This window comes from Candidatus Hakubella thermalkaliphila (genome assembly GCF_013281975.1).
Lineage (GTDB): Bacteria > Actinomycetota > Humimicrobiia > Hakubellales > Hakubellaceae > Hakubella > Hakubella thermalkaliphila.
The window spans coordinates 1-17,665 of record NZ_BLRZ01000031.1; the positions used below are offsets into that span (position 1 = coordinate 1).

Below are 17,665 nucleotides of genomic sequence, written 5' to 3' on the forward strand. Positions count from 1 at the left end.
AATCTCAGAAAGCACCTTCTCCAGCAAATAGCGACCGAGGCCCTTCCCCCTATTCTCCTCTCTGATGTAAAAGCTATTTATCACCGCCAGATTTTCTTCTGACCAGCTTCGCAGGAGCTGGCAGACTCCAATAAGGCGATCACCATCATCCCACAAAAGATAGATCCTTCCGTATTTGGCCATAACCGGCAGAAATCCCTCATTTAGCGCAACCGGGCCGAAGGTGGATTTTTCCAATTCGGCCACCTCAATAAGGAGAGATCCAGTTAGCTCCTCAACCTTCTCTATCTTCATGGGATAGCCAGTATCATCTTACTTTTGGCTTGCTCCTCCCCGGTAAAAGGCGTAGGGCAGAAGTTCTCTCAACTTTAATACTTTTATCTCTCCTTTGAGGTTGCTCATGATCACCTTTATATCCGGAGAGAACTCAACCAGGACCTGCCTGCAAGCGCCACAGGGAGAAACTATCTCCCTCTGTTCGTGCTCGAGGGCTTCCTGAGAGCCACCAACCACGGCAATCTTTACGAACTCTCGCTCTCCCTCGCCTACTGCCCGGAAAACAGCGCTCCTCTCAGCACATACGGTCAGACCATAGGAAGCGTTTTCTACATTACATCCAGCATAGACCTTGCCCTTTTGGGACAGAAGGGCAGCGCCGACCAGGAACCGGGAATAAGGAGCATAGGCTTTGAGTCTGGCTTCTCTGGCTACCTGAACAAGATCTTCATCTGAAATCATCAAAGTCCTCCTCCGCGTCCATCCGTCTGACTGATAAGCTCCCACTGTCATCCACTACCCGCTCAATTATACGTACAGCTTTACAATTTGAAAGATAAGCAGGGTAATCAGAATCCCCAGAATCCCACCTGATGCCACTTCGAAAAGACTATGGATATCGCTTTCCAGCCTGCTCTGGGCCACCAGAAGAGCCATCAAAAGGCCCAGACTGGCAATGATGTAGCTCTGCGACACCAGGGTAATGAGGGTGAAGGCTGAAAAGGCCAGAGCGCTGTGACCGCTGGGAAACCCTCCGCTCAAGGGAGTACCTCTTCCGGTCACTGCTTTCACGGAAATGATCAAAATGACCACGATGAGGAAAACGGCTACGGTCAAATAGGGACTGGATTGGGCGACCCTCTGAATAACCATACTGGCCAGGGGATTCAGCCGGTTAAAGAAAAGGAAGTAACCGATCACCACTGCCGAGAGGCTGGCCACCAGAACCGCTCCTGCGGCCACGTCCTTGGCTATTTTGGCCAGAGGGTGCTCGAAAACCAGATAGGTATCTACGGCTGTCTCGATAGCCGTATTGATGAGCTCGGCTACAATCACCATGGCTATGGTCAGGATGAGCACCATCATCTCCACTCTGCTCAGGTCCAGAAAAAGGCTTACTCCCAGAACCATCAGAGCAGCAGCAAAATGAATGCGTAGATTTCTTTGGGTCCGGAGGACATAAATGATTCCCTCAATGGCAAAGTTCAGGCTCTCCACCAAATTTCTCTTTTTCAAATCTCAATCCTCCCCTCGGATTTGAGAGCCACCAGGATGCGGTCCTGTTTGGTGGACATGGCTTCTCTCTCTTCCTCTTCCTCTTCTTCATCCTCATACCCAAGTTGGTGAAGCAGCCCATGGATCAGAAGAAGAGCCAGTTCCTCTTCTAACGATGTACTAAATCTCTCACAGTTATCTCTGGCCACGGATGGACAGATAACTATCTCCCCAGAAATAACCTTCCTTTCTGTGTCCTTCTCCATGTTATGGGGAGAAAAGAGGAAAGATAGGACATCGGTGACGTCATCCGACCCCCGGTATTCCCGGTTCAGTTGAGCTATGGTTTCCGCATCCACAAAGGCAAAACTTAGTTCCTTGCGTCCTCGCATTCTCAATAGCCGGATGATGCGTCGGATCAGCTCCCGGACCTTCTTTTTGTCTATGGATACGTCGTTCTGAAGGTTATTTATCTGTATTTCCACCGGCGACTATCCTTTTGGGAGCGGGCTTGAGGGTCTCCTCCGGGTATTTAACCCGCACATGATAAATGCTTACGAGAACCTGACTGAAGGCGGATACTATCTTGTTAATCTCCCGCAGAGTCAGATTGCACTCATCTAACTGACCGTCGGCCAGCCGGTTGTAAATTATATCCCTGGTCATTTGCTGCAGGTGATTGGGGGTGGGAGAAGATAGAGATCTGGCTGTTGCCTCTACTGCATCAGCCAGCATAAGAATGGCCGCCTCTTTGGTCTGAGGTTTTCGGCCGGGATAGCGGAAGGTCTGCTCGTCCACGATCTCCTTATTCTTGAGCTTCTTCTCTCGATCGTAGAAGTAGGAGATGATGCTGGTCCCGTGATGCTGCTGGATGCAATCAATAACCACTTTAGGCAACCTTTCCTTCTCGGCTATCTCCACACCATCTTTCACATGATTGATAACGACCAGACGGGAGAGACCGGGATTGATATCATCGTGAACATTCTCCCCCAGCTGGTTTTCGGAGAAGAAATAAGGCCTCTTAAGCTTACCTATATCATGGAAGTAGGCCCCAACTCTGACCAGGAGGGAATCAGCCCCTATGGCCTCCGCCGCTGATTCAGCCAGGTTGCCTACAATAAGGCTGTGGTTGTAGGTGCCCGGAGCCTGAATGAGCAGTTTCTTCAAAAGAGGGTTGTTAGGGTTAATTAACTCCACCAGACTCATTCCGGTAGTGATACCAAAAGTGGATTCCAGAAAGGGCAAAGCTCCAATGGTAAAGATGGCGCCCACCACTCCATTTACCCCTCCCATGGACATGTTGTAAAGCAGGGCGGGGATATTATCAGTAAAAGGTATATTGGTCGCAAAGATCATATAGGCCAGGCTGAGGGCGGTGAGAACGCCACCTTTCATGATCTCCTGTCTGTAAGAAACCTGGGATACGAAGTAAGTAGCGAAGATGCCTCCCAGGAAATTGACCATGACGAAACTAAAATCGAAGCCCGTGGCAATGCCCGTGATCAGACTGACGAAGAAGACCTGGATAATGGAAAGACGAGCCTCAAAGAGAATGGTGGTCAACATGGCCACCGCCGAGACAGGAATGAGATATCCCCAGAAGCTGGCATGAACATCGCTCAGGACAGCAAAGAGTTTGGCTACGGCCGTAAAGACAATAGTTACCAGGGCTAGCAGAGCCAGCAGCCTGGGACTTCCGTAGATCTCCTGGTTGAACTTTCTCATATAGATGAACAGAATAGCTGATCCTCCGGCCAATAGCAGGAAGGTAGAAAGAGCACGCTTCCAATCGAAACTCTGCTGAAGCAGGCCCAGCTTTTCCAAAATCAGCATGGTTCGGTCATCGCCAATCACCCCCTCCTGGACAATGAGCTCTCCTTTCTTGACGCTAATTATGACCGGAGATACGGAGAGACGGGCCTCCCTCCGGGCCTTTTCCGTCTCCTCATGGTCATAGTAAGCTGTAGGCCTGAGATAGTTCTTGACTATCTGGGTCACCACTGGAGCATCATCAGCAGAAATAGGAACACTTTCTACCACTCCCTGGACCTTGTTCTTCTGCTCCGGCAAGTCCGCCGAGGTGATCTTCTCTTCCATTATCCTTCGGGCCGCCTCGATGGCCCCGGCCTCTACCTCTTTAAGCTTTTCTGAAGGTAGAGCAAGAAGGTAATGCAGAGCCTCTTCGGAGAACAGACCCGGGAATCTGCTTTTGGCCAGATCCACCTTTTCTTCAAAGACTATCCCCTCCACCAGTTGAATTGCTCTAATCTGATCAAAGAAGTCCTGGATTTCTGACAGAGATCTGTCCAGAGCAGAGACGTCATAGGAGTAGATAAGCCCCACTTCTTCTTCGGCTTTCTCTCTCTGCTCCTCCGTCTGCTCCACATCTTCGAACTGAATACTCTTGTTGGCCTTGATGGTCTCGGGGCTGGGCTGCCCCAGAGCCACATCCAGTTTGGGTATAAAATCGCTGGAAAGAATAGCCATCAAAAGAGCGATCAGACCAGTAAAGACATAGATGCGACGGGCAGGGACACTCCAGGGGTGGATGTATTTACTAAATAAAGTCTTAAGACCGGAATACCAAGATAGAGAAGTCAATACTCATTCCTCTTTTTCCCTGTTATTCTTAGCTCTGGCTCTCTCCTCGTATTCACCATAGGCATTGACTATTCTCTGCACTAGTTGATGCCTGATGACATCCCGGGAGTCCAGGTAGATGAACTCTACGTCCTCCATATCTCCCAGAATCTCCCGGATTATTTTTAGTCCAGAGGTCCGCCCTTCCGGCAGGTCAATCTGGGTAACATCTCCCGTGATCACTGCTTTGGAGCCGAAGCCAAGGCGGGTCAAAAACATTTTCATCTGTTCGGCGGAGGTATTCTGGGCTTCGTCCAGAATTATGAAGGAGTCGTTCAGGGTCCTCCCCCTCATGTAGGCCAGAGGCGCTACTTCTATAGTTCCTCTCTCCAGGAGACGATGGAACTGCTCGGCCCCCATCATCTCATAAAGAGCATCATAAAGAGGGCGCAAGTAGGGATCTACCTTTTCATAGAGATCTCCAGGTAGAAAGCCCAGCTTTTCTCCTGCTTCTACCACCGGCCGCACCAGGATAAGCCGCTCTACCGCCCTGGTATTCAGGGCATTGACCGCCATAGCCATAGCCAGATAAGTCTTGCCGGTTCCGGCGGGCCCAATAGCAAACACGATCGTGTTATCCCGCATGGCCTTGATGTATTGCCTCTGGCCCAAGGTCTTGGCCCTTATCCCTTTGCCCTTGGACACCAGAATAGGCTCGTCAACGGACTGACCGGGCTTGAATCTATCCCTGCTCTTGACCATCTCGATGGCGTATCTTACGTTCTGAGGACTCAGTGTCTGACCCTGATTTAACTGAGAGATCAGCTCCTTGAATACGGCATCTACATCTTCTATCTGATCATCCTCTCCCATAAACTCGATGATATCGCCGATGACAAAGATATCCACATCGAAAGAGTCCTCGATGATCTTCAAAAGACTGTCCCGGTAGCCAAGGAGATCGGCCATGGAATGCTCACCATCCAGTTGGATTTCGATAGTTGATTTTCTTTTAACCAAATTGTTTTCTCCGGCCTATATTACCAAAATTATAGCACAGCCGCCGGGATTCCAGGCTACGAGAGAAGGCTCTCCACTATCTGACGGACTCTTTTACCATCTGCTTTTCCCTTGACCTCCTGCATCATCCGGCCCATGACCTTCCCCATCTCTCGGCTGCTGCTAGCTCCAGTCTCCTGGATCACCCGTCTGACCATAGCCTCCAGCTCTTCCTGGCTCAGTTGGACGGGCAGGTACTCCTCCAATATCTGCCTTTCCCTCTCCTCCTTATCTACCAGGTCTTTTCTGTCCGTCTTCCTGAACTCCTCCAAAGCCTGGTCTCTCCTTTTGATCTCCCGGCGTACTACACTCAGCACATCATCGTCGGAGAGATCGGAAATCCTCTTCTCCTTCTCCAGATTTTTTATCTCCGACAGGAGCAGGCGCATAGTGGAAAGTCTGATCTTGTCGCCCTTTTTCAAAGAGTTTTGCATGTCCTGGATAACTCTTTCCTTGAGCAACATTGGTAAACCTCCCTTGAAAATAACCCAATTTTCATGCGACGTGGTGCGCCGCGGCGCATGGGCGATTCCTTCTGGAGCGCTAAAAGGCTTCCTCTGAAGTAATCTTCCCCACTACCTCCTATAGATCAAGAGAAGGCTGGGGTCCTAACACCTCAATGGGACATAAAATGCAGCAACTCACCCTATACTCAAAACCTCCTCTCTTGGGTCCGGCGAGGCCACCAACTCTCCTTGCACCTCTGCTCCCCTTGTCGGTTGTTGATGGGCTCTACCACTGTGATCGCTGTCCCGGCGGCTCTGGGGTCCGGCGAGGCCACCAACTCTCCTTGCACCTCTGCTCCCCTTGTCGCCTTGACCAAAACTCTAGCCAGATCCCCCCTATGAAGAGCTCTCGGGCTCCAGAAGCTCACCCGAAGATAGTTATCGCTCATACCTATATAGCGTCCTTCTCCTGAGTCCTTCTCCACCAGGAGTTCCAGAATCTGTCCTACCTGAGTCTGTTTGAAATTCAGAGCCAGCTTTTCTCCCAGCTCCATCAGGCATCTGCTCCGGCGGCTCTTGGTCTCCTCTTCCACCTTTTCGCCGAGAGCCAAAGCCGGTGTGCCTGGCCTCTCTGAGAATTTGAAGACATGGAGCCTGGCAAAGCCGATCTTTCGCACCAACTCGCAAGTTAACTCAAAGTCCCTTTCCGTTTCTCCGGGAAAGCCCACCATGAGGTCTGTGGACAGAGCCAGGCCCGGGACTTTCTCCTGCATCTCCTGGGTTATTTCCACAAATTGATCAACCGTGTAGCTACGATTCATCTTCCTGAGCATCTCATCACTTCCACTCTGGAGAGGAATATGCAGATGGCGGCAGACTCGCCGATCCTCCATCACTAGAGACCTGAGATGCGGAGAGAGATAATTGAGCTCCAGGGAACTCAATCTGATTCGTGCTATTTCCGTCCTTTCCAGAAGGACTTTAATAAGCTCAGCCAGATCGCCCTCTCCGGTGTCCTGGCCAAATTTGCCGATGTTGGTACCGGTCAGAACTATTTCTTTACAGCCTGGCCAGATAAGGCCTTCCACCTCCTGGAGGATCTGATCAAGCCCCAAACTCCTGGGCTTTCCTCGCACCGAGGGCACGATGCAATAGGCGCACCCCTGATCACATCCTTCCTGAATCTTGACCAGAGCTCTGGTGTGAGTAAGCTCCAGAACCCTCCTCCTGTCCGGCGCTTTCAGAGTGAGGCTACCCTCCCACCTCTCCAGCTCTCTCCGAATATCCACTACAATCTTTTCTTTATCCTGGTTTCGGTAGAGGGAGGTGACCCCTGGTATGCTTCTGAGAAGCTCGGCCTGTCGGTCAGCATAGCACCCGGTAACGATGACCTCACCGCCCTTAGTATGAGAGATAGCCTGTCGGATGAGGTGCCTTGACTTGCGATCGCTCTGCTGGGTCACGGTACAGGTGTTAATAATACAGAGATGGGGATTTCCCTCCAGGGTAACGTGCTCTAATCCCAGCATCTCCAGCTCCTTGGTCATCCTGTCGGCTTCCGCCAGATTGGTGCGGCATCCTAAAGTGGAAACGTTGAACCTTATCCTACCCTTCATTATCCATCCATTAGCATCGCCGAAATTGAGACTCTTTTCACAGACTAAAGGCAACCTTCTCGGAGCTTATCGGAAATTGGAGAACCAGGATATTAGCGGAAAACACTCTTTATCTTCTGCAGAAAGTCGGGGGTGCCATCTCCTACATTTTCCCGTCTGATCTCCGCCAGCCTACGCAGAAGCTTTATCTCCTCCGATGACAGATCCTTAGGAGTTTCCACCACCAGTCTAACCTGGTGGTTCCCCCGACCATGACCGTTTAGATGAGGGATACCTTTTCTTCGTAACTTGATGGTCTCTCCAGTCTGAGTCCCAGGAGAGATGTAAAGACGCTCCGGCCCGTCCAGAGTCATCACCTCTATCTCTGCTCCCAATGCGGCCTGAGAGATAGAGATTTTCTCCTCAGACAGAACATCATATCCATCTCTGGTAAAAATCTCGTGGGGAAGCACTTCCACAGCTACATATAGATCTCCGTACTCTCCGCCTCGAAAACCAGCATTTCCCTTCTGGGAAAGCTTTAGCCTGCTTCCACTGGAAATACCAGCCGGGATATCAATTCGGAGTTTGGACTTCTGAGTGACCCTACCTGTGCCCCGGCATTCCGGACAGGGCCTCTCGATGACCTCTCCCCGACCCTCACATTGGCTACAGGTATGACTGGACACAAAGTCTCCCAGAATAGTCCTCTTATGAATTCTGACCTGTCCGGTACCCCAGCATTGGGGACACTGTATCAGACCTGCGTCCCCGGCACTTCCCCTACCATTGCATCCAGGACATCTAACCTGGCTTTCCAGAGAAATCTCTTTCTGCGTGCCGAAGGCAGCCTCCTCAAAAGTGATGACCGTAGTTATACCTGCATCAGAACCTCTGGACGAAGGTCTGGTCCTGGTCCCGGTGGCAAAAGGACTTCCAAAGAACATGTTGAAGACATCTCCGAACATGTCAAAAGTGTCAAACCCGAAGGGAGATCTGTATCTGGATTCCTCATAACCCAACTGCCCAAACTGATCATATCTTTGTCTCTTTTGAGGATCTGAGAGTATCTCATAGGCTTCGGTCACCTCTTTGAACTTCTCCTCACTTTCCGGATCGTCCCGGTTGACATCAGGATGATAAGCCCGGGCCAGCCTCCGATAAGCCTTCTTTATAGTCATCTCATCTGCATTACGGGGAACCCCCAGAACCTCATAGTAATCCCGTTTAGCCATACGTTCAGTCACCCTGATTAAGAGTATTGTTTAGATAGCTAGACCTGGAATGACTCCAGGTACTCGGTAAGACTTTTCTCGAAGAAGTGAATGGTAGATATAACTCTGGGATAGTCCATTCTGGTAGGTCCGATAACCCCCACCGTTCCAGACCTTCGCCCTCGGAACTTATAGTTAGTCAGCACAAAACTACAGTGCCGGAGTTCATCTCTTTCAATCTCTGCACCTATCTTGACCACAATCTTGTTCTCAGAGAGCTTATCTTGGAGGAGATTAAGGAGAAAATACTCTCGCTCCAGGATACCCAGAATAGACTGGACCTCACCCACATCGTAAAATTCAGGCTGCTGTAACATAAAGGATGTACCCGAAAGGAAAACTCTTTCTTCTTCGAAACCGGTAGTCTCCTGAGCCAGAATCCCCTTGACCTGGTTCACCAGGGGCCTTAGAAGAAGGTCAGAGCTGGATAGAGCTATGTCCGCCCCTTCTATCTTCTCCATGTCTATCCCACTGAATCTGGCATTGAAAAGCCCGGCCACCCACTGTAGATCCAGAGAATTAAAGGCCGACGGGTATTGGAATACCTTTTTGAGTATCCTTCCGGTGTCAGTAATCAGGACCATCATGGCCAACTTTTCTCCGATGGGCAAGAGCTCCAGATGCTTAAAGGTGCTGGTTTGGATGCTGGGCGCCATGATCAGGGCCACATGCCGGGTCACAGAGGCCAGGAGATCAGCCGTATCCTTTAAAAGTTTTTCTATCTCCACATCCCGCCTCTGGTAGAGGGTTCTCAGGTGGTTTACCCGGTTCATCATAGATGAACCCAATTCCTTGATGGAGTTGACGAAGAACCGATAACCCTTATCGGTGGGTACCCGGCCGGCTGAAGTATGAGGGTGGGTTAAATATCCCATACTCTCCAGAGCAGCCAGTCCATGGCGCACCGTGGCCGAACAGAGATTAAATCCGTACTCGGCCACGATAGTCTGAGAGGACACTGGCTCCGCGGTCTTGATGTAGTGCTTTACCACTGCTATTAATATTTCTGCCTTTCTCTTATCCAGATCCATTCCTACAGATTTCATTAGCAGTCCGCCCTCCGGAGTGCTATTTTCATAACCTATCATCGTAACATCACCCTGTCAAGGGAGCTCGGGAGGTAGGATCTCTGCAAAACTCAAGCTTTTTTAAGAAATTCAAAGAACCTTTTCCTCCTCTTTGAACCACGAAAGGGAGAAGAAACTTCTTCAAAGGCCTCTGGGGTCACAAGCTTACGGGGTTTCTGGCCGGCGTATTCTCCAGGTAACTCAAACTCTCGAAGACCCCAGGTAGCCACAGGCTTCGCGGGAGCCTGAGCCTCAGACATCTGCCCATTCCAGAGATCTCCCATCCACAAGTACTTGGTACTCTCAAACAAGTTCCAGTATCAGGCTATCCACCAGAAATCTACCCTTGTTAGTAAGGCAAACCTTTTCTCCCTCTCCTTCCACAAACCCTTCTTCTCTTAGTCTCTCCATCTTTTCCAAAAACTGCTTCCGTTCCAGAATCCCCTGGTATTTTAGCCAGTCCAATCCCTCAAATCCACTATTAGTTCTGAGCCTCAAGTATATCTCCTCCAGAAGTTCTTGCTCTGGGCTAAGCTCTTCCTGAAAGGATAGGGGCAACTGACCTGCTTTTACAGCAGCGATGAACCTTTTAGGATCCTCTATCCTGGAAAACCTCTTGCCCTCCAGGAAGGAGTGAGCGCCAGCTCCAAATCCCAGATATTCACCCCTTCTCCAGTAAGTCAGATTATGCTGACACTGAAAACCCGGCAGACAGAAATTGGAAATCTCGTAGTGCTGAAATCCTTCTCTTTCCAGAAGAGCCTGGCTGAGCTGCATCATCTCCATTTGGGTCTTCTCATCTACCAGGTATCTCTCACCCAAAACCTGATCCAACTCACCAGCATAAGACTGTTCTGTCTTAAATTTTAGGTCTTTTTCTATAGTTAGGCAATATAAGGAAAGGTGCTCCGGCTCTAGCGCCAGGGCAGATTCCAAAGTTCGTTGCCAGCCTGGCAGACTTTGTCCAGGCACCCCGAAGATAAGATCTATATTGATATTGTCAAAACCCGCTCTCCTCAAAAACTGGAAGGAGCGGATGGATTGCTCTACATCATGGCCCCGGCCCAATCGACGGAGGACCTGGGGGTCAAAGGACTGGACTCCTAGACTGATCCTGTTTATTCCTAGACCCTGTAATCCATGGGCATAGTTCGGGTAGATAGTCTCCGGATTGACCTCTATGGAGACCTCACATCCGGGGGATAAGTGAAAGACCCCCTTCAGGCTCTTCGTGATCTCCTCCAATAAATGGAGAGACAAGAGCGAGGGAGTACCTCCACCCAGATAGACAGTCTGAACCAAAAATTCCTGAGACCTGTGCTGAAAGGAGTAAAAATCTTGCCGCAGGGCAGATGCGTAGTCATCAAAAAGAAATTCCAGGTCGGAGTAGGAGTTGAAGTTGCAGTAGCGGCACCTGGTTTTGCAAAAGGGAATGTGGAAGTAGACAGAGAGGCCCTTCATGGCAATTAGGATTTTGTCCTCAGTTCCCGCTCAACGGCCTCAGCCAACAGCATCTTCATCAAAGATTGGTAGGGCACATCCTTCTTGTGAGCAATCACCTTGATTGAGTCCAGTAACGACTCTGGTAGTCGAATGGAGATGATTTTCAAGGAGGGTTTCAATTCAGAAAAGCGAGCCGGCTGTGCCTGCGAAAGGTCAATGAACTTCGTCGCATCGTGGGTCGACCAAAATTCCCGTTCTTCGTCCTCCGACTTAAACTTAGGAATTGCCTCTTTGGTCATATTGGATAGTACTTCCTTATGCTCCTTATGCTCACATTTTAGATGATTCAATTCGCTTTCAATTGCCCGAATCAGCGATAGGCAGGCCCTCCGCTTCCCATTCAACAATCCCTCCCGACAAGTTGTAAACCTCTTTAAAGCCGAGGTCCTTTGCCATACCCAACGCAATCCCACTGCGACGACCTGTCCGGCAGTAAACCAGATACACCTTGTTCTTATCCAATCGGTCGAGCTGGTCCTTGAAAGTTTCAGAATAATAATCTATGTTGACAGCGCCTTCTATATACCCAGCTCCAAATTCCTGTGGAGTCCGCACATCAATGATTATAAAACCTGGGTTGTCTTGATTGTCTTGCATCAATGCATGGGCTTCCCGCGGCGCTATGTTCTTAAAGAGCGGAGCCGGCGTTTCGGACCTTGATATATCATACTGGCGTTGAACGCATCCGCTTACCAGCACAAAAGATGCTATCAACAGCAAAAGCGTTACTATCCTTAAATTTTTAACTTTGACCATAAAATATCATACTCTCTTTCATAATACTTGCATTGGAATAAGTATATACCAGACATTCTCCACAGGTCAAAACAATAAATTTGCAAACGAATACTTGGCACAACCCAAACCCACATCTTGGTTGACAAAATGAGAGATTAGCCATACAATATAGCCAAATTATATGGCTAAGGAGGCAAGGGATGGGAATGATGGTAAAAAAGACCATATATCTGGATCAGGATTATATTAACCGAGCCCGAAAGATATTCGGGGTTAAGACTGAAAAGGAGGCTGTAAACAAGGCGCTGGAATTGGCGATAATCGATGATGAGATTATCCAGGGTCATGAAGAGATTGGGGGGAAAGGAGAAATTGAAGAGGTCTTTAAATGAAAGTGATGTTTGACACAAACATTTATATTGCATGGATGCGTGAACGTAAATATGAGCCGTTAATGCTGAAATATGGAACAGTGAAATATCTGTCATCGATAGTGCTTATGGAATTATGGGCAGGAGCAAAGACCAGGCAAGCATCAAGGCTGGTGGAGACCTTGCAAAGACCATACTTAAAGGCCGGAAGGGTAGTTCCCATGACCGTGAAAAACTACATTCTGGCTGGACAGATAATATCTAACTTGCCTGTTTCCTATAAAGATGTAATCAGCAAATCTGATTTTGTAAACGACATCCAGATAGCTCTTACCGCTCTATCAGTGGGTGCTTCTCTATATACAAATAACGAAACTCATTTCGAAATCATTAGTTCTACATTGAAAAAGCTTAATGTAATTTATGTATAAGATGGCCTTTCTCTTTTATCTCCCAATCATTTTAGTAAAGGCGGGCAACTGTTTCCCATTTCAAGAGTCGTTACTTCTTTGGTCTTAAACTAAGCAGGGCCATGAAGGCTTCTGGGGGCACTTCCACCCGGCCGATCTTCTTTAGTCTCTTCTTGCCCTCCCTCTGTTTCTCCAAGAGCTTTCTCTTTCTGGTGATATCGCCTCCGTAACACTTGGCCAGGACATCCTTACGCTTAGCTGGTATAGTCTCCCGAGCAATTACCTTCTTGCCAATAGTAGCCTGGATGGCTACCTCAAAGAGTTGCCGGGGGAGCATTTCTTTAAGCCGCCTGGCTATCTCCCTGGCCTGAGGATAGGCTTTGTCCTTGTGCACCACCGTAGCCAAAGCATCCACCATCTCCCCGGCCAGCAGCAAATCTACTCGAACCAGATCTCCCTCTCTGTAGCCCAGAAACTCATAGTCAAAAGAGGCATACCCCTTGGTCCTGGACTTAAGAAGGTCAAAAAAGTCGATAATTATCTCGCTGAGGGGAAGATTGTAGGAGAATTTTACCCTGGTGAGCGACACGTATTCCAGGCCTTCGAACTCCCCTCTCTTCTCCTGACATAGCTCCATTATGTTTCCTACATACTCAGAGGGAGCGAAAATGGTTGCTTTGACGTAGGGTTCCTGAATCTCTTGAATCTCTCCCACATCGGGAAAATCGGTGGGATTTCTGACGACATGGATCTCTCCTCGCTTATCGTAAATCCGGTACTCTACGTTAGGGATGGTGGCCAACAGTTCCAGCCCAAACTCTCTTTCCAGCCTCTGGATAACAATCTCCATGTGCAGAAGGCCCAGAAAGCCACAGCGGAAGCCAAAGCCCAATGCGCCAGAGACTTCTGGTTCATAAAACAAGGCCGCGTCGTTCAACTTGAGCCTGGCCAGAGCCTCTCTCAGAGGCTCAAAGTCAGACCCGTCCATGGGAAAAAGACCACAGAAGACCATGGGTTTGGCCTGGACATAGCCCAGGAGAGGCCTTTGTGCCCGCTTCAAGGTGCCAGTAAGAGTGTCACCAACCGTAACTTTCTCCACATTCTTGATCCCGCTAATAAGATAGCCGACTTCTCCGACAGAAAGAGAATCCACGGGCAAGAGCCTGGGGATAAGAATGCCAATCTCCTCTACCTCACTTCTTGCTCCTGAGGCCATAAACTCCACCCCCATCCCTCTCTCCACCAGACCGTCCACGATCCGGATGAGGGCTATAACTCCCCGGTAGGAATCATAGAAGGAATCAAAAATGAGAGCTCTCAAAGCTCCTTCTTCGCTGCCTCGGGGAGGTGGTATATCAGTTATGATTCTTTCCAGGAGTTGGCCCACACCATGTCCTGTCTTGGCACTTATCTCCAGAATCTCTTCCTCCTGGACCCCCAGGAGATCGGAGAGCTCTTGCTTTACTTCGGGAACCCGGGCATTAGGCAGATCTATCTTGTTGAGCACGGGAATAATCTCCAGGTTATTATCGATGGCCAGATAGATATTAGCTACCGTCTGAGCCTGGATACCCTGGACCGCATCTACTACCAGAATGGCTCCTTCGCAGGCGACCAGGCTTCGGGAGACCTCATAGCTAAAGTCTACATGTCCAGGAGTATCGATAAGGTTGAAGGTATACATGTTCCCATCCATGGCCCGGTAGAGAATTCTTACCGCGTGGGCTTTGATGGTAATGCCTCTCTCCCTCTCCAGATCCATGGAATCTAAAAACTGATCCTCCATGTCCCGGGCCGAGATGGTCTCCGTCATCTCCAGAATCCGGTCAGCCAGGGTGGATTTACCGTGGTCAATATGGGCAATGATGGAAAAATTCCTGATCAACTGGGCCTGGTGGGCCATTTAACTTCCCCGCCGGGAAGTCCCCTTCCGTAAGGGAGGGGATGAGAGGCGGTCCCTCCTTTCTGTTGCTTGCCTCTTGACTTTCCATCTGAATGTGCCACAATAGCTCTGTGTCCACCTGTAGGCGAAGGGGGTCGGAATATAAGCACGCCCGGTAGCCCTGTATTCTGTAAAGCCGAATGGGAGTGTCGGGCGGACACAGTAGGGTAGGAACTACCCGAATTCAGGCCTGTCTGAGGCACCACAGGTTGCCATTGAAGCAGGAAGCTCCTTCCGTAAGGGAGGAGTAGTTCACTTCCCTACCCTCCTTTAGTCGGCTACTTTCTTTGTCTCATCTTTCCCTCTGATCATCCTCAACCTTATCTCAGTGAAAATGTGCTGAAACTCCTCGATCTCCAATAATATAGACATAATAGTGTAGATGGTTAGTCCTGCAAAGATGCCTCCTCCCAGGGATAGGATCTGGGCCCCGGTGGACCTCCCCAACACAGCATCCAGGTAATCCCAGGAGAAGTAGGCCACTGTCATCATGATCAGGGTAGCCAGCACTATCTTCAAGAAGGAGTTAGCAATTCTTCTTCCATCTACTCCCCCGATCCTTCTTCGCAGAATGGCCAAAAGAAGGATAAAGTTGATGAATCCTACAAAGGAGGTAGCAAGGGCCAAACCGGCAAAGGAGAGGTAGCGGATCAGTATCCAGTCGAAGAGAAAGTTGAGAAAAATGGACAGCAGAGCTACCTTCAAAGGGGTTCTGGCATCCTTCATAGAATAGAAGGTCTTATTAAGAAGCCCCAGCAGGCTGTAGGGTAGCAGGCCCACGGCGAAACAGAGAAGAGCCAGAGCTACGTTGGCGGTAGCCTGAGAATCAAACTGCCCTCTTTCGTAAATGAGCCTTACTATGGGAACCCTCAGGGCCATTAATCCCGCCGTGGCTGGAAGCATGAGGTAGATGATCTCCCTTGCGCCCAGGGAAAAGAACCTTCTCAGACTCTGGACATCCCCCAAAGAGGCCGCTCTGGAAATGGAGGGAAAAAGGACCGTGGCAATAGCTCCGGCAAAGGCTCCCAAAGGTACATACCAGATGAGGCTGGCAAAATTCAGGATGGCCACGGAGCCGCCCGGCAGGGTCAGGGCGAAAATTTTGTCTACCGAAATGTTAATCTGAACACATCCCAGAGCTAATATCAGAGGGGCAGCCATAGCGAAAATCTGCCTGCTTCCCGGGTGATCAAGTCTAATAACGGGGCGGTAGGATAGTTCTTTGCCTCCCAAGAAGGGAAGCTGAAAGACAAATTGCCCCAGTGTGCCCAGGAGCACGCCGAAACCCAGACTTAAGATCCCCCATCTGCCAGAGAGGCCGACCACGGAGGAAATGATGACCAGATTGAATACCACTGGCGAAAGGGCAGGGACACCAAAGCTCTCATAGGAGTTCAGGAGGCCCCCTGCCAGCCCGGTCAGGCTCATAAAAAGGAGGGTGGGAAGCATAATTCTGGTCATAGAGACAGTTAAATTAAAGAGGTAGGGACTCTCTCCCAGGCCGGGCAGAATGGACACTATGTTAGGCGCAAAAATATAGAGCAGTGCGGTGATGCCGGTAAAGAAGACGATGACCAGATTGGTGACCGTGTTAGCCACCACTGAGGCATTCTCCCGATCCTTTCTGGCCAGATAAGAACAGAATACGGGAATGAAAGCGGAAGTGAGAGTGGTCTCCGCTAGAAGCATTCGGATCAAGTTAGGCAGATAGAAAGCAATATTGTAGGCATCCATTTCTGAGGTGGCTCCGAAATAGGCAGCCAGGACCTGTTCTCTGACCAGACCAAAGATCTTGGAAAAGAAAGAAAAGGCCATCACCAGGCCAGCCATAGTGAGGAGAGTGGAGGCCCTTCGCCTGACTATTTCTACCATCTATTCATGCCTCACCTTCACCAGATGAACTCTCATCCTGGTTCCCCCGTCCAACTCAAATTTAACAAAATGGTCATTGTGTGCCATTATAGGAATGTCCAGCTACAGTAGCACGGAACCAGATATCCTCGGTGTAAAAACCGAGGAATTTTTTATTTAGACTCCATCTCTTTCCTAATTTTTCTATAGGTAGCGGCTAGAAAAACCATCTATTGCTCAAAACTTTACGCTTATGTTATTATAGGGCATCGAAAAGAACAAACAATTAAGGAGCAAAATGGCAAAAATAAAGTCCCAGATAAAAAGAGTAAAGACGAACAAAAAGAGAAGGATCGCCAACAAGAGCAAGAAGTCAGAGATCAAAACGGTGGTAAAGCAGTTCGAGAGAGCCGTAACTGAAAAGGATCTGGAAACTGCCAGAGCGCAACTGACCAGAGTAGTCAGCCTGTTAGACAAAGCGGCCTCCAAAAAGATCATCCATAAGAACAAGGCCGCTAACAAAAAGTCTAAGCTTTACAGAAGGCTGAATTCCCTGACCGCCCCAGGGGAGTGATGCATAAGAGCCGGGTGTTTGCGGTGGCACACTCCAATCAGACCAGGCGGCAGACACCAGATGTGTCCCCTTAGGTTTCCCCTGAAAATACATCTTAATTTCATGCTCCTTTGTGCCACCTGTGGCATGAGGGTTTCATGCGTGCCTATTGGGTTATTGTGGTAGCATACTCTAATCAGGCCTGGCAAGAGGCCGAGACAGGGTAATTCTCCTCAACACCACCAGCTCTAGCCCTGGAAGATTCAGAGGGACCATCTATCTCACCTTTACAATGCCTACTATGAGAAGCTCCAGGGCCTTGGTAGGTTCTAGCTCACCACTTTTAATTCTGTATTCTGTCTCCAGAATCAATCTGTACACCTTGGTCAACTGCTTATTAGTGAAGTTTCTTATCTGCTCCAGATAGCTGGCCGCTACGAAATCTCTGACCTGGAGGCTCTCCTCGATCTGGCGCTGACTCCCCCCCTGTTCATAAAAGGATTTGGCCAGAATCAGATGTCTGAAATGTCTGGTCAGAAGAGCCAGAAGACCCAGGGGATTTTTCTCCTGGATCATAAGATTTTTGAAAGTCGATAATGACTCTTCCGCTTTCCTCCTGCCTACCGCATTCAGGAGGTGAAAAACGGAGCTTTCTCGGGATCGAGAGACGATTTTTTCCACCCCTGCCTTCTTTATCTCCTGGTCATCAGCGTAGTAAAGGAGGAGCTTCTCTATCTCTTTCTCCATCTGCTCCAGATCCGGCCCCACTCTAATAATAAGTT

Annotated in this window: 20 protein-coding genes; 3 read left to right on the plus strand and 17 right to left on the minus strand. The window is 49.4% G+C overall.

The features are described from left to right. The 14 genes from HW443_RS04385 to HW443_RS04445 all read right to left on the minus strand — a co-directional run. Positions 1–294 (minus strand): GNAT family N-acetyltransferase (locus HW443_RS04385; protein WP_176237942.1); only part of this gene is annotated, 294 nt, incomplete at its 3' end. 18 nt (positions 295–312) lie between these two features. Next, positions 313–738, minus strand: a complete 426-nt coding sequence (gene cdd / locus HW443_RS04390; protein ID WP_176229973.1) for a cytidine deaminase — start codon at positions 736–738, stop codon at positions 313–315. Between the two features lie 66 nt (positions 739–804). Next, complete coding sequence (locus tag HW443_RS04395; RefSeq protein WP_176230689.1) at positions 805–1,512, minus strand: diacylglycerol kinase; 708 nt, start codon at positions 1,510–1,512, stop codon at positions 805–807. Then, complete coding sequence (ybeY, locus tag HW443_RS04400) at positions 1,509–1,976, minus strand: rRNA maturation RNase YbeY (protein WP_176229975.1); 468 nt, start codon at positions 1,974–1,976, stop codon at positions 1,509–1,511. Before ybeY ends, HW443_RS04395 begins: the two co-directional genes overlap by 4 nt. After that, positions 1,957–4,095 (minus strand): HD family phosphohydrolase, encoded by a 2,139-nt coding sequence (locus tag HW443_RS04405; protein WP_176229976.1) that lies wholly within the window; start codon positions 4,093–4,095, stop codon positions 1,957–1,959. The genes ybeY and HW443_RS04405 overlap by 20 nt, the downstream gene beginning before the upstream one ends. A gap of 3 nt (positions 4,096–4,098) precedes the next feature. Further along, the gene (locus tag HW443_RS04410) at positions 4,099–5,043 is read right to left on the minus strand and encodes a PhoH family protein (RefSeq protein ID WP_176230713.1); all 945 of its coding nucleotides are present in this window, start codon (positions 5,041–5,043) and stop codon (positions 4,099–4,101) included. Positions 5,044–5,150: 107 nt separating this feature from the next. Then, complete coding sequence (locus tag HW443_RS04415; RefSeq protein ID WP_176230690.1) at positions 5,151–5,597, minus strand: GatB/YqeY domain-containing protein; 447 nt, start codon at positions 5,595–5,597, stop codon at positions 5,151–5,153. Positions 5,598–5,785: 188 nt separating this feature from the next. Then, positions 5,786–7,195 (minus strand): tRNA (N(6)-L-threonylcarbamoyladenosine(37)-C(2))-methylthiotransferase MtaB, encoded by a 1,410-nt coding sequence (gene mtaB / locus HW443_RS04420; protein ID WP_176230691.1) that lies wholly within the window; start codon positions 7,193–7,195, stop codon positions 5,786–5,788. A 92-nt stretch (positions 7,196–7,287) separates the two neighbouring features. After that, complete coding sequence (dnaJ, locus tag HW443_RS04425; protein ID WP_176230692.1) at positions 7,288–8,409, minus strand: molecular chaperone DnaJ; 1,122 nt, start codon at positions 8,407–8,409, stop codon at positions 7,288–7,290. A 38-nt stretch (positions 8,410–8,447) separates the two neighbouring features. Further along, entirely contained in the window at positions 8,448–9,536 is a 1,089-nt protein-coding gene (gene hrcA, locus HW443_RS04430; protein ID WP_176230693.1) for a heat-inducible transcriptional repressor HrcA, read from the minus strand. A 50-nt stretch (positions 9,537–9,586) separates the two neighbouring features. Continuing rightward, positions 9,587–9,775 carry a hypothetical protein gene (locus HW443_RS12990; RefSeq protein WP_176233855.1) on the minus strand — a complete coding sequence of 63 codons (189 nt, stop codon included), beginning with the start codon at positions 9,773–9,775 and terminating at the stop codon, positions 9,587–9,589. A 43-nt stretch (positions 9,776–9,818) separates the two neighbouring features. Beyond that, positions 9,819–10,976, minus strand: coding sequence for a radical SAM family heme chaperone HemW (gene hemW, locus HW443_RS04435; RefSeq protein ID WP_176230694.1), 1,158 nt, complete (start codon positions 10,974–10,976; stop codon positions 9,819–9,821). A gap of 5 nt (positions 10,977–10,981) precedes the next feature. Then, positions 10,982–11,257: a BrnA antitoxin family protein gene (locus HW443_RS04440; protein WP_176230695.1), complete on the minus strand. Its 276-nt coding sequence runs from the start codon at positions 11,255–11,257 to the stop codon at positions 10,982–10,984. 58 nt (positions 11,258–11,315) lie between these two features. Then, positions 11,316–11,774: a rhodanese-like domain-containing protein gene (locus HW443_RS04445; protein WP_176230696.1), complete on the minus strand. Its 459-nt coding sequence runs from the start codon at positions 11,772–11,774 to the stop codon at positions 11,316–11,318. A 182-nt stretch (positions 11,775–11,956) separates the two neighbouring features. Between HW443_RS04445 and HW443_RS04450 the strand changes: the two genes are divergently transcribed. Then, on the plus strand, positions 11,957–12,148 hold the full coding sequence (locus HW443_RS04450; protein ID WP_176230697.1) for a type II toxin-antitoxin system VapB family antitoxin: 192 nt from the start codon (positions 11,957–11,959) through the stop codon (positions 12,146–12,148). Beyond that, complete coding sequence (locus HW443_RS04455) at positions 12,145–12,558, plus strand: type II toxin-antitoxin system VapC family toxin (protein WP_176230698.1); 414 nt, start codon at positions 12,145–12,147, stop codon at positions 12,556–12,558. Before HW443_RS04450 ends, HW443_RS04455 begins: the two co-directional genes overlap by 4 nt. Before the next feature lie 70 nt (positions 12,559–12,628). On the opposite strand, the gene lepA is transcribed toward HW443_RS04455, so the two are convergent. Together lepA and murJ are read right to left on the minus strand one after the other, a co-directional pair. Next, positions 12,629–14,440 carry a translation elongation factor 4 gene (gene lepA / locus HW443_RS04460; protein WP_176230699.1) on the minus strand — a complete coding sequence of 604 codons (1,812 nt, stop codon included), beginning with the start codon at positions 14,438–14,440 and terminating at the stop codon, positions 12,629–12,631. Positions 14,441–14,749: 309 nt separating this feature from the next. Beyond that, positions 14,750–16,351: a murein biosynthesis integral membrane protein MurJ gene (gene murJ, locus HW443_RS04465; RefSeq protein ID WP_176230700.1), complete on the minus strand. Its 1,602-nt coding sequence runs from the start codon at positions 16,349–16,351 to the stop codon at positions 14,750–14,752. 277 nt (positions 16,352–16,628) lie between these two features. Between murJ and rpsT the strand changes: the two genes are divergently transcribed. Beyond that, positions 16,629–16,904: a 30S ribosomal protein S20 gene (gene rpsT, locus HW443_RS04470; protein WP_176230701.1), complete on the plus strand. Its 276-nt coding sequence runs from the start codon at positions 16,629–16,631 to the stop codon at positions 16,902–16,904. A gap of 255 nt (positions 16,905–17,159) precedes the next feature. Here the strand turns inward: rpsT and holA are convergent. Beyond that, the coding region (holA, locus tag HW443_RS04475; protein ID WP_176237943.1) for a DNA polymerase III subunit delta at positions 17,160–17,665 on the minus strand (506 nt) is incomplete at its 5' end.

What these genes read in the sequence shown, in the direction of transcription:
- cdd (WP_176229973.1), bottom strand. Translation starts at nt 738, where the DNA reads ATGATTTCAGATGAAGATCTTGTTCAGGTAGCCAGAGAAGCCAGACTC.
- HW443_RS04410 (WP_176230713.1), bottom strand. Translation starts at nt 5,043, where the DNA reads ATGGCCGATCTCCTTGGCTACCGGGACAGTCTTTTGAAGATCATCGAG.
- HW443_RS04415 (WP_176230690.1), bottom strand. Translation starts at nt 5,597, where the DNA reads ATGTTGCTCAAGGAAAGAGTTATCCAGGACATGCAAAACTCTTTGAAA.
- mtaB (WP_176230691.1), bottom strand. Translation starts at nt 7,195, where the DNA reads ATGAAGGGTAGGATAAGGTTCAACGTTTCCACTTTAGGATGCCGCACC.
- dnaJ (WP_176230692.1), bottom strand. Translation starts at nt 8,409, where the DNA reads ATGGCTAAACGGGATTACTATGAGGTTCTGGGGGTTCCCCGTAATGCA.
- hrcA (WP_176230693.1), bottom strand. Translation starts at nt 9,536, where the DNA reads ATGATAGGTTATGAAAATAGCACTCCGGAGGGCGGACTGCTAATGAAA.
- HW443_RS12990 (WP_176233855.1), bottom strand. Translation starts at nt 9,775, where the DNA reads ATGTCTGAGGCTCAGGCTCCCGCGAAGCCTGTGGCTACCTGGGGTCTT.
- hemW (WP_176230694.1), bottom strand. Translation starts at nt 10,976, where the DNA reads ATGAAGGGCCTCTCTGTCTACTTCCACATTCCCTTTTGCAAAACCAGG.
- HW443_RS04440 (WP_176230695.1), bottom strand. Translation starts at nt 11,257, where the DNA reads ATGACCAAAGAGGCAATTCCTAAGTTTAAGTCGGAGGACGAAGAACGG.
- HW443_RS04445 (WP_176230696.1), bottom strand. Translation starts at nt 11,774, where the DNA reads ATGGTCAAAGTTAAAAATTTAAGGATAGTAACGCTTTTGCTGTTGATA.
- HW443_RS04450 (WP_176230697.1), top strand. Translation starts at nt 11,957, where the DNA reads ATGGGAATGATGGTAAAAAAGACCATATATCTGGATCAGGATTATATT.
- HW443_RS04455 (WP_176230698.1), top strand. Translation starts at nt 12,145, where the DNA reads ATGAAAGTGATGTTTGACACAAACATTTATATTGCATGGATGCGTGAA.
- lepA (WP_176230699.1), bottom strand. Translation starts at nt 14,440, where the DNA reads ATGGCCCACCAGGCCCAGTTGATCAGGAATTTTTCCATCATTGCCCAT.
- murJ (WP_176230700.1), bottom strand. Translation starts at nt 16,351, where the DNA reads ATGGTAGAAATAGTCAGGCGAAGGGCCTCCACTCTCCTCACTATGGCT.
- rpsT (WP_176230701.1), top strand. Translation starts at nt 16,629, where the DNA reads ATGGCAAAAATAAAGTCCCAGATAAAAAGAGTAAAGACGAACAAAAAG.